The 14,055-nt window shown below is 44.8% G+C and carries 15 protein-coding genes; 8 read left to right on the top strand and 7 right to left on the bottom strand.

Annotated features, from left to right (window positions below):
- Nucleotides 1-249: 249 nt before the first annotated feature.
- From AB5627_RS08035 to AB5627_RS08025, 3 genes are all read left to right on the top strand, one after another.
- Nucleotides 250-1,248: an aldolase catalytic domain-containing protein gene (locus AB5627_RS08035; protein WP_022287726.1), complete on the top strand. Its 999-nt coding sequence runs from the start codon at nucleotides 250-252 to the stop codon at nucleotides 1,246-1,248.
- A 214-nt stretch (nucleotides 1,249-1,462) separates the two neighbouring features.
- Nucleotides 1,463-2,023: an RNA polymerase sigma factor gene (locus AB5627_RS08030; protein ID WP_265290649.1), complete on the top strand. Its 561-nt coding sequence runs from the start codon at nucleotides 1,463-1,465 to the stop codon at nucleotides 2,021-2,023.
- Complete coding sequence (locus tag AB5627_RS08025; RefSeq protein WP_302837518.1) at nucleotides 2,020-3,492, top strand: hypothetical protein; 1,473 nt, start codon at nucleotides 2,020-2,022, stop codon at nucleotides 3,490-3,492. Before AB5627_RS08030 ends, AB5627_RS08025 begins: the two co-directional genes overlap by 4 nt.
- A 90-nt stretch (nucleotides 3,493-3,582) precedes the next feature.
- Here AB5627_RS08025 and AB5627_RS08020 read toward each other — a convergent pair whose 3' ends face one another.
- Nucleotides 3,583-4,131, bottom strand: coding sequence for a hypothetical protein (locus AB5627_RS08020; RefSeq protein ID WP_041337392.1), 549 nt, complete (start codon nucleotides 4,129-4,131; stop codon nucleotides 3,583-3,585).
- Nucleotides 4,132-4,268: 137 nt separating this feature from the next.
- On the opposite strand from AB5627_RS08020, the gene AB5627_RS08015 reads away from it, so the two are divergent.
- The 5 genes from AB5627_RS08015 (at nucleotide 4,269) to AB5627_RS07995 (ending at nucleotide 7,040) form a co-directional block, all read left to right on the top strand.
- Nucleotides 4,269-4,463: a hypothetical protein gene (locus tag AB5627_RS08015; protein ID WP_022287722.1), complete on the top strand. Its 195-nt coding sequence runs from the start codon at nucleotides 4,269-4,271 to the stop codon at nucleotides 4,461-4,463.
- A gap of 64 nt (nucleotides 4,464-4,527) precedes the next feature.
- Nucleotides 4,528-5,259 carry a 3-oxoacyl-ACP reductase FabG gene (gene fabG, locus AB5627_RS08010; protein WP_256320326.1) on the top strand — a complete coding sequence of 244 codons (732 nt, stop codon included), beginning with the start codon at nucleotides 4,528-4,530 and terminating at the stop codon, nucleotides 5,257-5,259.
- Between the two features lie 383 nt (nucleotides 5,260-5,642).
- The gene (locus tag AB5627_RS08005; protein WP_022287720.1) at nucleotides 5,643-6,218 is read left to right on the top strand and encodes a M15 family metallopeptidase; all 576 of its coding nucleotides are present in this window, start codon (nucleotides 5,643-5,645) and stop codon (nucleotides 6,216-6,218) included.
- A 113-nt stretch (nucleotides 6,219-6,331) separates the two neighbouring features.
- Nucleotides 6,332-6,484, top strand: coding sequence for a hypothetical protein (locus tag AB5627_RS08000; RefSeq protein ID WP_022287719.1), 153 nt, complete (start codon nucleotides 6,332-6,334; stop codon nucleotides 6,482-6,484).
- Nucleotides 6,485-6,668: 184 nt separating this feature from the next.
- Nucleotides 6,669-7,040 carry a metal-dependent transcriptional regulator gene (locus AB5627_RS07995; RefSeq protein ID WP_022287718.1) on the top strand — a complete coding sequence of 124 codons (372 nt, stop codon included), beginning with the start codon at nucleotides 6,669-6,671 and terminating at the stop codon, nucleotides 7,038-7,040.
- An 87-nt stretch (nucleotides 7,041-7,127) separates the two neighbouring features.
- On the opposite strand, the gene dnaJ is transcribed toward AB5627_RS07995, so the two are convergent.
- The 6 genes from dnaJ to AB5627_RS07965 form a co-directional block, all read right to left on the bottom strand.
- On the bottom strand, nucleotides 7,128-8,279 hold the full coding sequence (gene dnaJ / locus AB5627_RS07990) for a molecular chaperone DnaJ (RefSeq protein WP_022287717.1): 1,152 nt from the start codon (nucleotides 8,277-8,279) through the stop codon (nucleotides 7,128-7,130).
- Nucleotides 8,280-8,436: 157 nt separating this feature from the next.
- Nucleotides 8,437-10,311 (bottom strand): molecular chaperone DnaK, encoded by a 1,875-nt coding sequence (gene dnaK / locus AB5627_RS07985; RefSeq protein WP_022287716.1) that lies wholly within the window; start codon nucleotides 10,309-10,311, stop codon nucleotides 8,437-8,439.
- Between the two features lie 63 nt (nucleotides 10,312-10,374).
- The gene (gene grpE / locus AB5627_RS07980) at nucleotides 10,375-10,947 is read right to left on the bottom strand and encodes a nucleotide exchange factor GrpE (RefSeq protein WP_022287715.1); all 573 of its coding nucleotides are present in this window, start codon (nucleotides 10,945-10,947) and stop codon (nucleotides 10,375-10,377) included.
- A gap of 22 nt (nucleotides 10,948-10,969) precedes the next feature.
- On the bottom strand, nucleotides 10,970-11,998 hold the full coding sequence (gene hrcA / locus AB5627_RS07975; RefSeq protein WP_022287714.1) for a heat-inducible transcriptional repressor HrcA: 1,029 nt from the start codon (nucleotides 11,996-11,998) through the stop codon (nucleotides 10,970-10,972).
- A gap of 251 nt (nucleotides 11,999-12,249) precedes the next feature.
- Nucleotides 12,250-12,999 (bottom strand): hypothetical protein, encoded by a 750-nt coding sequence (locus AB5627_RS07970; RefSeq protein WP_368369783.1) that lies wholly within the window; start codon nucleotides 12,997-12,999, stop codon nucleotides 12,250-12,252.
- Between the two features lie 29 nt (nucleotides 13,000-13,028).
- Nucleotides 13,029-13,853 carry a hypothetical protein gene (locus AB5627_RS07965; RefSeq protein ID WP_195551905.1) on the bottom strand — a complete coding sequence of 275 codons (825 nt, stop codon included), beginning with the start codon at nucleotides 13,851-13,853 and terminating at the stop codon, nucleotides 13,029-13,031.
- Nucleotides 13,854-14,055: the final 202 nt, after the last annotated feature.

Genomic DNA, 14,055 nt, shown 5'->3' with positions numbered 1-14,055 from the left:
ATGATTTTTCGGCGAATTTTACAAATGGGCAGAAGCTTCATAGGGAGAAGTATATAAAAGTTGGGTGTAAAATGACGAGAAATATTATTAAAATGTAAAAAATGTGTTTAAAGGGCTTTGGGGCTATTGACAGGGAAGAAAAATAGTGTTATACTTTAATACATAAAAGCTTAAAAGCATAAAATCTTTAAAGTGATAAATTTTATACAGGCGTGATAAGAACCTGCTTTTGGAAAGGAAGTAATCACAATGGCAAATCAGGCAAAGACGATAAATCAGAAAGGTGACCTTATGTCATATCGTCCTGATATAAAGCTTCTGGACGCAACTATCCGTGACGGAGGTCTTGTAAATAATTTTGGATTTTCAGACGAGTTTGTAAAAGAACTCTATAAAACTAACATAAAATCAGGCGTTGAATACATGGAGTTCGGCTACAAAGCTTCTAAGGAGCTTTTTGACGTCAAGGGGTTCGGTAAGTGGAAGTTCTGTGATGAGGAGGATATCAGAGCTATCGTGGGCGAGAATGACAGCCCTCTGAAGCTTTCTGTTATGGCTGATGTTGGCAGATGTGATTTCAAGAAAGATATCCTGCCAAAGAGCGAGAGCGTTATCGACATGATAAGGATTGCAACATACACTCATCAGATGCCTGGTGCGCTGGAGATGATAAACTACTGCCACGATATGGGCTATGAAACGACTATCAACATAATGGCTGTTTCTGCAAGCCGTGAGGACGATATCGCACAGGCTCTTGACCTTGTGGCAAAAAGCCCTGTTGACGTTATTTATCTTGTTGACAGCTACGGCTCACTTTTCCCAGAGCAGGTGAGAAGACTTACTGCGCAGTATTGCGAGGTGGCTGAGGCTAGTGGCAAAAAGGTGGGCGTTCATATGCACAACAACCAACAGCTCGCTTTTGCAAACACTATCGAGAGCATTTCTCACGGCGCAAGCTTTGCGGACGCTACAATGAGCGGAATGGGCAGAGGTGCAGGAAACTGCTTTATGGAGCAGATGCTCAGCTTCCTGAGAAACCCTAACTACAAGCTTACTCCTACACTGAAATTTGTTGAAAAGTACGTTGCTGAGGAGAGGGCAAAGGGTTCACAGTGGGGCTATGACGTGCCTTATATGCTCACAGGTGCGCTCAACCGCCACCCTCGTGCGGCTATCGCATTCCTGAAGGATAACAGAACAGATTACAACGAATTGTACATGGATCTTCTTAACGAGTTGTCATAAAACGATGTCATAAAATCATTCTTTCATATAAACGGCGTTTCCATAGTGATGTGGGACGTCGTTTTTGTGTTGCATAATTTTTTATCATATGTTATAATTATTTTATGTTTTCATAAAACCTTTTGGCGGATATCTCGTCATTATAGGTGAAAGGACTTTCAATGAAGTTAGGCGTGCCTTGTGAGGTGTTGCTTAAATGTAAGGGGGCGGAAAAATGGAGGACAGCAGGATAATTGAGCTTTATGAAAGCAGAGATCAGCAGGCTATTTCACAATCGGATATGAAATACGGCGGATACTGTTATTCTGTGGGCTACAATATTCTTGGAGTCAGGGAGGACACGGAGGAGTGCGTGAACGAAACTTGGCTCAGGGCATGGAACTCCATTCCGCCACAGAAACCCAGAATGCTGTCGGCATTTTTCGGGCGGATAACAAGAAATATCGCATTTGACAGATATCGTGCGTCAAAGACCGCAAAGCGTGGAAAAGGTGAGATAGCGGCGGTCTTGGAGGAGCTTGACGAGTGCATACCTGACAAGGACACCACCGAGAGTCTTTGCGACGGCAGACATCTTGAGGGGCTTATAAACGAATTTCTTGGTGAGTTGCAGGAGAGAGACAGAAATATATTTCTCCAGCGATATTGGTTTGCAACGCCTATAAAAGAGATATCAAAAAAGTATGCTATGAACCTGAACACAGTTAAGGCGAGCCTTTTCAGAAGCAGAAATAAGTTAAAGGCTTTGCTTGAAAAGGAGGGAGTTCTTTTATGAAAACAACAGGAGAGGATATTTTCAAGGCTTTGGAAAATGCTGACGAGCATTACATTGAAGAATGCAGACAGAGCGGCAGCGGCATAAAGATAAAAACCATATGGACAAAGTGGGCGGCTGTGGCGGCTTGCGGTGTTATCGCTGCGGCGACGGGTGTTATGATGTTTGCAGGCAGGTCGGACAGAGATATAAAGGCAAAGGCTTCGGCTGACCAGCAGATGGCAGACGAGGAAGCAACAGTGTCATATAGAGTTCCTTGGGACGAATATGCAATGAATGCAAAATATGAGACGTTTGAATATAACGATGTGGAATATGTTTCAATGGGACATGTTGATAAGTCTTTTCTTGACAGCAAGCTCACCACCATGACTCTTGAAACGGAAAACTATGAGACAAACAAAAAGGAAACAACAAAAGCGGATATTTATTCAATAAAGGACTTGTCACCAAGCGTTTATCTGGCGGTGGTCTTTGATGACGGCTCTGTGGCGTGGTATGATGATTGGAAATACTCACCTGATTGCAAAACCGATATGACCCTTGATGACATAATAAATGACGTAAGTCTTGAAAAAACGGCTCGTGTGGACTATGCTTACAATGACGCAGGAATGGGCAGGCTCAGAAAGTATACTAATACCGACATCTCAAAGCTGCTTGACCTGTTAAAGGACGATAATGGTTCATACAATGCGGTCTATGAGGGAGACGCTTATGAGAGCGACCCTGATATTAATTTGTCGGTAACAAATGATGATGAATATTACATTGAGGGCGGAATAACAATAAGCTTCTATGTAGAAAGACTTGACGTCAACGGTACGGCTTATTTTACTGCTAACGGAGATCTGTATGTTCAGCTTTTTGCAGGAGATATATTAAAATTTGATATAGGCGGTGAAAAGGCAGAAAAGCTTGAAAACTGGCTCAATGAGAACTGCGAATATACTGACGAAAAGAAAAACGCTGAGGTCGCTGACGATGTTGACCCTAGTGAGAAAGCTGTGACTTCTGTTGCCAAGGACGATTCTGATATGGCTGACGAAGTTGATATTGGATATATCGACTATTTTGAGGACGTTGGGGACAATACCTTTACAACAAAGGACGGCAGGCTCACGGCGAAATACTCCTATGAGGTAAGCGGAGGCGAGTTCATAAGCCATATTACCTACACAAACAACTGGGACAAGGACATGGCGCTTGACTTCACGACTGACCAGTATATCACCACAGAGGACAGTAAGGGCAATTCCACGAGCTATGGCGAAAGCGGCGACAGAAACACCATGAACACTTTGCTCAAAGCCGGAGAGAGCTACACGTATGACAACAAGACGGATATTGGTGCCGACTATGTGAAAGGCACGGCAAAGATAACGCTTATCGCAAACACTGCAAGCGATAAAAACTGCAATGTAGTAAACTATGTGACGCTAAAAGATATAGAGATAGATTTTCAGTAATGAAATAGTTTAATGTGTAGGGGCGAACTGAGTTCGCTTGATGCAAAAGATAAAAGCCTGTCGTATCGGACTGATACGGCAGGCTTGATTTTATTTGTGCTTGTAGACCACACGCTCTTTTACGTCTATCTGCTTGTAGGATATTTTGAAGCCTATCCATGTGGCAAATGGATAGAGTAGTGGGAATATGGCGGTCATGATGAAAACAAATGGTGACATATCCTTAACGTCGGCTGAATGGGCAGCCCAATCTATAAGAGGATAGAAGCAGGCGTCGAGAAGCTTATAGGCAGGCATGAAGTTGAACGAACCGCTGAATTTTGATATCATCAGCAGTATCATTGTTATGTAGCATGGTATGCTTGCAATAAGACCAAGTGTGAAGCCATAGTTAGGGCAATCCTTTTCACCGTGGAAGGTGACCTTATTTCTGGCTTCCTCTCCCTGTTTCAGACCAAAGTCAGCCATAAGGCAGACCACTGTGAGAAGTCCTGTAAGACCGAAAATTATATTTGCCAATGCACCGAAAGGCTTTGCAACTGCGATAAAAAAGAGGAATACGAAAATTCCGAAGAACTCTGTTTCCACCCATTTCAGCAGTGCGGTGAGTATGGCTTTTTGTTTGTTGTATTTTTCCATTTTAATACTCCCGATAAAAATAGTATAAGATGATTATACCACGTTATCGTGATATTTTCAACTGTTATGCAGATTTTTCATCTGATAATCACAAAAGCTTCGGGCAGGATAATAACATAAAAAGGAGAGTGATAGCCATGAAAAAGCGTGACAAGAGCCGTTTCCCGCAGGCTTCAGACGGCACAAAGGTATATAAGCCCCATGACGTTATCTCGGCAGGTCAGGAATATGTTGTGACGGACAATTACACTGCGCCAAACGGCAGAGTATACAATCGTCAGGAGCAGAATGCAGGCTGGGCGAGAAAATGGGTAGACGAGAACGAAAAGTAGCCATTGAAAAACCTCCGCAGGTGTGATATAATTACAGTATATCATGATCTGCGGGGGTATTTTTATGAAAAAGACAGCATTGGTAACAGGTGGCTCTGGTGGGATAGGCTCGGAGATATGCAGGGCGCTTGCTGAGGACGGCTGGCAGGTGGCTGTATGCTACAAGAATGGCAGGGCGGCGGCGGAAGCTTTGGTATCTGAGCTTAAAGAGCGTGGCTTATGTGCAGAGGTTTTTTACTGCGACATTGGCGACAAGGACAGTATAGATAAATGCGTGGCGGAAGTCAGGGACAGTTTGGGCTTTGTTACGCTTCTTGTAAACAACGCAGGCACAGCGGATATAGAGCTTTTCACTGACATGACTGACGAGAAGCTATGCGAGATGATGAACGTTAATCTGCTTGGCGTAATGCGTATGAGCAGGGCGGTGCTTCCTGAGATGATAAGGGAACACAGTGGAAATGTGATAAATATAACCTCCGTATGGGGCGAAAAGGGAGCTTCCTGCGAGGTTGCATACTCGGCGGCAAAGGCTGGGCTTATAGGATTTACGAAGGCGTTGGCGAGGGAAGTTGCCATAAGCGGTATAAGGGTGAACTGCGTATCCTGCGGAATGATAGACACGAAAATGAACGGTGAGCTGACGGAGGAAGATGTTCGTGTGATAGTTGATGACATACCGGCAGGCAGGATAGGCAAGCCAAGAGATGTGGCGAATGTTGTGCGTTTTCTCAGTGGAGAGGGAGCAGATTACATTCACGGGCAGGTCGTCAGAGTTGACGGTTGCTGGATATAGGTCACTCGCCGTGACGGGCATTTTACGCTGCAATTTGTGATATGATGTAATTTTGCACCGCTTTTTGAAATGTGTAGGGGAGCGATGCAATTTCTGCTTTGCAGAAATGCGACGTCCCTACAATTCTGAATTTCTACAAGTTTTGAGAACGGGCGAACGATGTTCGCCCCTACAGATTATTCGGGCAGGTTTGTTGTGCCGCAAAATCGCTACGCTCGGTGCTTTATTTTTACCTCATGCTTGTGTACAACTTTGGTCTGCTATGCCAATTCCTCACTCCTCATTCCTCACTCCTCATTTAGCTTCGCCGTGTATACTCTCCACACACATCTGCATATACTAAGTTAAAACATTTTTCCCCATCAGGACAAGGAGGTCAGTATATGGATTATCTTATGCTTGTGGATAAATTCAATCCCATAGATATGGGATTTTACGATCGTGTGGAGTTGACAGAGGTGAACGGCAAGTTTATGGAATCTCAGGCAGGAAACAGGCTCAGGCTTCTGCTCAAAAAGGCGGAAGCTGACGGCATAAAGCTGAAAATTATTTCCGCCTATCGCTCTTTTGAATATCAGCAGATGCTTTGGGAGCGTGAAGTATCTCACGAAATGTGGGGCGGTCTGAGTTATGAAAAGGCTGTGGAAAAGGTGGGCAGAACTCTCGCTCTCCCCGGGTCAAGCGAACACAACACCGGGCTTGCTGTGGATCTCGGCAGAGAGGGTGACAATGATGTGAGCGACGATTTTTACAAGACGCCTGAATCACGGTGGCTTTGTGCAAATGCCGCAGATTTCGGCTTTATCCTTCGCTATCCTCGCCTTAAAGAGCAGATGACCGGCATTGATTTTGAGCCGTGGCATTATCGTTATGTGGGCGTTGAAGCCGCTCGTATCATTGCCGCAGGCGGGCTTTGCCTTGAGGAATTTCTGCACTTTTACTCGGAAAAATATATCTGAAAATCCTGTGAAAATAATTGACAGAAAGAGCATTGTGTAGTATAATTATAACAAAGCTATGAGCGATAGCCGCAAGTTTTTGTATGCTATTGCGAAAGAAAGGAAGTTTTGTTATGTCAAACTATTCAAGAAAAAAGTCGTTCTGGACTTTAATGGGTGCGATGATACTTGTTGTTGCGTCAACTGCGCTTTTTGTATACAAATATTTTGAGGATAAGGAGCATGCCGAAAAGTGGAAAGACTATGAGGAGTGCGGTATACAGTAAATAACAGACAGCTTTAAAGGCACTGCTTTTTGTGAGCAGTGCCTTTGTATATCAACACAATTCATTGATGTAAAGTTTATCGAAATCGCTGAAAAAGCGTGCTTGCACTTGAAATGCGGTTTGAAATGTGATATAATAGTCGTAATGACCTGATGACAAACTTGTTCTAGGGAGGGACGTTATAATGCAGATAAGAGAATCAGCTGAAAATTATCTCGAAACGATACTTATTCTCAGCCAGCGCAAGGGCAAAGGCGAGGTAAGAAGCATAGATATAGTAAACGAACTTGAGTTTTCAAAGCCGAGCGTAAGTGTGGCAATGAAAAATCTCCGTGAGAACGGCTATATAACTGTCGATAAGGACGGTTATATTCGTTTGACAGACAAGGGCTTGGAGATAGCCGAGAAAATGTATGAGCGTCATACGTTGCTTTCACAGTGGCTCATAAAGCTTGGTGTTGACGAGAAAGTTGCAGTAGAGGACGCTTGCCGTATGGAACACGTTATCAGTGCGGAGTCCTTTGCGGCTATCAAAAAGCACACAGGTATGGCTTGATAAGATGATAATTGCCGTGGGCCTTCCTGCGGCATTTTTTATTGCAAACAAAAAGGAGAACAGCTTTGTGCCGTTCTCCTTTTTCTGTTATTTGAATTTGTCTTTGAGCTTGTCAAAGAATGTTTTGCGCTTTGCGTAGTTCTTTTCACCGAGAGACTTTTCGTAGTCACGGAGCTTTTCTTTCTGCTCTTTGGTCAGATTGCGTGGAACTTCAACTGTTACACGAACGTAGTGGTCGCCGTGGTCGTTTCTGTTTACCTTCTTTATGCCCTTGCCTCTCAGACGGAACACTGTGCCTGTCTGTGTACCCTCCGGCACTGTGTATTTTACCTTGCCATCAACTGTAGGAACTGTTATCTCGTCACCGAGAGTAGCCTGTGCATAAGTAAGCGGTATCTCTGTCCACACGTCATAGCCGTCACGCTCGAAAATAGGGTCAGGTCGAACTGTAATGTTGATGTGCAGGTCGCCGTTAGGACCTCCGTTTATACCGCAGTTGCCCTCACCGCCTACTCTAAGTGTCTGACCATCGTCGATGCCGGCAGGAACGTTTATCTCCTTTTCAGATACCTTCTTTACTCTGCCCTGACCGTTGCAGGTATGGCAAGGGTTGTCGATTATCTGACCCTTACCGCCACAGCGACTGCAAGTCGTGGTCTGAGCGATGTTTCCGAAAGGCGTTCTCTGTGTTATCCTTACTGTACCAGTGCCGTGGCAGTCAGGACAGGTCTTAGGCGAAGAACCTGCGGCTGCGCCTGTGCCGTGACAGTCAGGACATTTTTCGGCTCTGTTTATGCGAAGTTTCACAGTCTTGCCCTTGCAGGCTTCCATGAAGTCAAGAACAACGTTCGCTCTTATATCCTCGCCGCGTCTTGGTGCGTTAGGGTTAGCAGAACGTCCGCCACCGAAGCCACCGCCAAATCCACCGAAAATGGAATCGAAAATATCGCCCATATCGCCAAATCCGCCGAAGCCTCCTGCACCTGCTCCACCGCCTGCACCGTAGTTCGGGTCTACGCCTGCGTGACCAAACTGGTCATATCTTGCTCTTTTATCTTTATCTGAAAGCACCTCATAAGCTTCATTTACTTCCTTGAACTTCTCCTCGCACTCTTTGTCGCCAGGGTGAAGGTCAGGGTGATACTGCTTTGCAAGCTTACGGAATGCCTTTTTTAATTCATCGTCTGTGGCAGTTTTAGAAACGCCAAGCACTTCATAGTAATCTCTTTTTTCAGCCATATAAACGCCCATGCTCTGTAAGCTGCAGATCGTGAAAGTCTTGGGGCATGGGCTTGCCTCCTTTTTGTAAGTATAGTCCTTTCACGCTTTTCACACAGCCTTTTAATACGGCAATAGCCCCTGCTCGAAAAATCGGAGCAGAGGCAGCCGTTATAATTTATTCTGCGTCAGTAAATTCAGCGTCTATAACGTCGTCGCCACCGTTGTTTGAAGCGCCGCCGTTGTTGCCACCATTTGCTCCGCCCATGTTGTTAGGGTCAAAGCCTGCGGCACCGCCTGCTGCCTGCTGTGCCTGTGCAGCCTGCTGATATACCTTAGTTGCAACGCCCTGGAATGTTTCCTCAAGCTCCTTGTGCTTAGCCTTGATAGCCTCGATATCAGTACCCTTGAGGGCTTCCTTAAGAGCGTCTATCTTAGCCTGACAAGCTGACTTGTCAGCAGCGTCTACCTTGTCGCCGAACTCGCCCAGTGACTTTTCAGCCTGGAAGCAAAGCTGGTCAGCAGCGTTTCTTGCGTCAACGTCCTCTTTCTTCTTAGCGTCCTCTGCTGCATATGCCTCAGCTTCCTTGACAGCCTTATCTATATCGTCCTTAGACATATTTGTTGAAGAAGTGATCGTGATGTTCTGCTCCTTGCCTGTGCCAAGATCCTTAGCGGAAACGTGTACGATACCGTTAGCGTCGATATCGAATGTTACCTCGATCTGTGGAACGCCTCTTGGAGCAGGAGCGATTCCGTCAAGTCTGAACATACCGAGCTGTTTGTTGTCCTTAGCGAACTCACGCTCACCCTGAAGTACGTTGATATCAACGGCTGACTGATTATCAGCGGCAGTTGAGAATATCTGTGACTTCTTTGTAGGTATAGTTGTGTTTCTCTCGATGATCTTTGTGCAGATACCGCCCATTGTTTCAAGACCAAGTGACAGTGGAGTTACATCGAGGAGGAGCAGACCGTCCTTAACGTCGCCTGCGAGAACGCCGCCCTGATATGCAGCGCCAAGTGCTACGCACTCATCTGGGTTGATGCCCTTGAATGGCTCTTTGCCAAGGAATTTCTTAACAGCTTCCTGAACGGCTGGTATTCTTGAAGAACCGCCGACCATAAGGACTTTCTGAAGCTCGTTAGCTGACAGACCTGAGTCTGAAAGTGCCTGACGAACTGGTCCCATTGTTGACTCAACAAGGTCTGCTGTCATTTCGTTGAACTTAGCCTGTGTAAGTGTCATTTCAAGATGCTTTGGACCTGTAGCGTCTGCTGTGATGAATGGGAGAGAGATAGTTGATGAAGCAGTAGAAGAAAGCTCTATCTTAGCCTTTTCAGCAGCTTCCTTGAGTCTCTGCATTGCCATTTTATCACCTGAGAGGTCAACGCCCTCAGTCTTCTTGAACTCTGCAATCATCCAGTCGATAATTCTCTGGTCGAAGTCGTCGCCGCCCAGGTGGTTGTTACCTGCTGTAGCAAGAACTTCTGTAACACCGTCGCCCATTTCGATGATAGATACATCGAATGTACCGCCGCCCAGGTCGTAAACCATGACCTTCTGATCCTCTTCCTTATCAATACCGTAAGAAAGTGCAGCGGCTGTTGGCTCATTGATGATTCTCTTAACTGTCAGACCTGCGATCTGACCTGCGTCCTTAGTAGCCTGTCTTTGTGCGTCTGTGAAGTAAGCAGGAACTGTGATAACAGCCTCTGTTACCTTTTCGCCCAGATAAGCCTCAGCGTCAGCCTTCAGCTTCTGAAGTATCATAGCTGAAATTTCCTGTGGAGTGTAATCCTTGCCGCCCATGTGAGCCTTGTAGTCAGAGCCCATATGTCTCTTGATAGAAATTACAGTGTTGTCATAGTTTGTAACAGCCTGTCTTTTTGCTACCTGACCGATAAGTCTGTCGCCGTTCTTTGAAACGCCAACTACTGACGGAGTTGTTCTTGCACCCTCGCTGTTAGGGATAACAACGGCTTCGCCGCCCTCCATAACTGCTACACAAGAGTTTGTTGTACCTAAATCTATACCGATGATTTTGCTCATAAGATCAAGTCCTTTCAAAATTTACTTAATTTATATCAAGACCTTAAGTCCCGATGTCTTTGTTTATGGGTTTGCTACTATTACCATTGCGTGTCTTATTACCTTGCCGCCTATGGTGTAGCCGTTTTGAAGCACCTGCGCCACAATATTTTCACCCAGGTCAGGGTCGTCAACTGTGCTGACCGCCGTTGCAACGTTCGGGTCAAATTCCTTGCCCGCAAGCTCCATGACCTCAACGTTGAGTTTTTTCAGAGCGTCGCTGAACTGATTGAAGATCATTTCAACACCCTGTTTATAAACTGCGTCCTGAGTTTCTGTGCCTAACGCTCTTTCAAAGTTATCAAACACCGGCAGGAAGCCGTTTATCACATTTCCCTTTGCTGTGTCTGTAAGCTCCAGTCTTTCCTTTGCGCTTCTTTTTCTGAAGTTATCATATTCAGCCATAAGTCTGAGATACTTGTCATTTGCTTCGGCAAGCTCTTTTTTCAGCTTTTCTGTTTCGCTCTCCTCCGCCTTTTTCTCTGTATCCTCAGTGGCATTTTCTGCGGTATCCGCCGCTTCTTTCACTTCTTCGCTTTCAGCAGAGGTGTTTTCCTCTTTTTCAAGCTCGGTGTCCTTTTCAGTTTCCTTACTCAATTTACGCCGCCTGCCTTTCTTTTTATTCGTTTTCGTCATCTTCTTTGTTTTGCTCTTGTGGCTTTTCGGATATCATTTCCGATATCTTTCCTGTGAAATACTCGAGATATGGGATAAACTTCGCATAGTCGAGCCTCATAGGACCTATAAGCCCCAGCGCACCTGCTGTTTTGCCGTCCTTTGAGAACGGAGCTGTTATAATAGAGGAGTTGTGGATAACAAACCCGTCACGCTCAGGGGAGAACATAACGTGAAGCCCTGAGAACGTTTCGTCAATAAATCCTTTAAGCTCCTTCTGATTATCGAGAAAGCTTATTATCTCATTTTGGTTGAAGTCCTTGCAGGTGAGAAGATTACTCTGACCTTTGATAGACACGCTGCTCATTTCCTTTGTCATCTTCATTATCTCGGAAACAAGCGGTGAAAGGGTCATCATGTACGTTCCCATTGCTTCTGTGAGCTTTTCAAGATAAGCGTCCGAAAGACTGTCGATAGGCACGCCGTTGAGATTTTCCTTTACGAAGTTATCAAAAAACTCAAGCTGATCCTGACTGAGGTCGAACTCCAATCGGCAAACCTTATTCTTAATAGAGCCGTTGGACGTTATCATCAAAATAACGTACATTCTCTTTCCTGTAGGTATTACCTCTACCTTTGAGATAAGCGAGAACTTTGGCGTTGCGTTTGCGACCACCGCCGCACATTTCGTAAGATCCGCCAATGCCATTGAAGCCTTGTTCACAAGGTCTTCCTCTGTGACATATTCCTGCGGTATCATTGAATCCAGCATCTTCTTTTCATTTGCTGTAAGCTGGTTTTGTTCCATGAGCTGGTCAACATAAAGCCTGTAGCCTTTATATGTTGGTATTCTGCCTGCGGAGGTGTGTGGCTGTTCGAGATAGCCTTGCTTCTCAAGCTCTGCCATTTCATTTCTTATGGTCGCTGAGGACGCTTTGACGTGAGCCATTATCGCCTTTGAGCCTACAGGCTCGCCAGTTACGATATATTCATTGACTACCGCTGAAAGTATTTTCAGCTTGCGGTCGTCCATTTGCTCACCACCCGTTCTTCTTGTTAGCACTTATTGTATTTAAGTGTTAGCACTCTTTCTTCTCGAGTGCTAAGTATAGTTTATACCCTTTTGACGATTTTGTCAAGGGGTTTAAGACTATTTTTCTCACAAATTTTAAAAATATTTGAATTTCTTTTCCGTCATATTGCACAACACTTTGCTGAAAATGCAAAAAAGCGGGCAGACCGCAGTGGTCTGTCCGCCCGATGTTGGAAAAAGATCAGATAAAATTATTCTTTTGTATAAGCAGAAAGATCAGGAACAGTAAGCAGGCTGTCGTCTGCTTCGCCTATGGAATCTACAGTGAAGTAAACTGCGCTTGATTCGTCAGCACCCTCTGGGAGCAGAACTACCTGCTTAAGGTCATATGTAGCGCCGTCAAAGCCGTAAACTATCTGACCCTCACCGCCTGAAACACTGCTGTCGAGGTTATAATACTCGTGAACAACGTTTGTTGTTGTGTCAATATATGCGTGGTCAAAATCGAGTGTCGCACCGAAAAGTATGTCGGCTGACTTCCACTGATTTCCGTCGTCGTCCTCGATACTGTAGGTGGTCGTGCCTTCTGAAACGTTGTAAAGCTTTCCGTCGCCAGGGCAAACTGTGTATGACTTCATGCCCTGAACTGTGAGTGCCTGATAAGCCTTGCCGTCCTTTATGCAGATAGTATACTTTGTGCCGTTGTTTGACATCTGACCTGTAAGGTTCGCAAGATAGTTGCCCTCATACTTGTCTTTCATCTGCTCGAAAGCTCTGAAATCACCGTCAACGTCATAATCTGTTGTGCCTGCGTTTGCGGAAGTGCTGTCAGCTGTGCTTTCGTCTGCTGTGCTTTCAGCAGGAGCGGCAGACTCTGCGGCAGCCGTTGTTGTAGTAGTTGTTTCAGCCTTTGAAGAGCTTGCAGTATCGTTCCCAGTGCAGCCTGCCATTGCTGTACACATTGCCAAAGCTGCAATAATAGTTACCATTTTCTTGTTCATAATATTTTGCCTCCGAAAAATGACAAGAATCACTCGGCTGACTCAGCGCCTGACTCAACATCGAGTTCAGCGTCATAAGGGATATCTTCAGTGTCCTTATCGAAAGACTGTTCTGTCCAACTGTCAAAATCGTCAGGGAGCTTGACTTCAACGTTTTCAGTTGTGAATGAGTTTATTGTAACAGTAGTCGTTGAGCCGTCAGAGATAGTTTCTATCTTAACAATATCCTTTGTGTCAGCATTGAAGTAATACTTGAATGTTGTTGTGAAAGAATAATCGTCAGAATCGCTTGTGTCGAGAGTTACGCCTGATTCAAGCTCCATATCAGGATCTTCTGTGCTTTCAAAAGTTTCGCAGATAAGACCGTCGTCAGTTGTTTCAGAGCTTATGAACTTGTAGCTGTCGTTAATGCCGTAGCCTATCTCGCTCTTGAAGTCGTCGATAGATTCTTCCATATCAACAGTGTAATACGTTTTTGACTCGCTGTCAAGTGTGTACATAACTCCGTCGATATTATAGATGTCCATATCCACGCCCATAAAGTTCATTTTCATGTGCATATTGCCGCCTGCTATCTCAACAACAGCTGATGAATTGTCATATTCGCTTGCCACTGTCATGTCGATAGCAAGGCTCTCGCCCTGTATCTTCTTTGTATACTGCGCTGTGAGAGTATCCTCGAGATCTGTGGCTGTGCCTGCTTCTGAAGCAGTTGACTCGTCAGCGGCTGCGCTTGTTTCTGCCTTTGATGTGCTGTCTGCTTTTGATGAGCTTGAAGAACTGCTGTCAGAACAGCCTGCCATTACTGCGCATGACATTATAAGTGAAACGAGAAGTGCAGTTATTTTTTTCATTATAAATACCTCTTTCTAAAATTTTAATAAATTATTATTGTTATATAACCTATACTCAAAACTATAACATATTTCACAAATAACGTCAATAGATTTTGTGAAATATTTTTCTCTTTTCGTATCGAACCACAAATCAGCAAAGCTAAGAATGAATGATTTAGGTATTTATAATCAAACATATTTGTGGTATAATGTGAATAGT

The organism is Ruminococcus sp. RTP21198st1_G1_RTP21198_201120 (genome assembly GCF_040924265.1).
Taxonomy (GTDB): Bacteria; Bacillota; Clostridia; order Oscillospirales; family Ruminococcaceae; genus Hominimerdicola; species Hominimerdicola aceti.
Note: the sequence above shows the minus strand (reverse complement) of the source record. Positions and strands in the feature narration are given on the sequence as shown.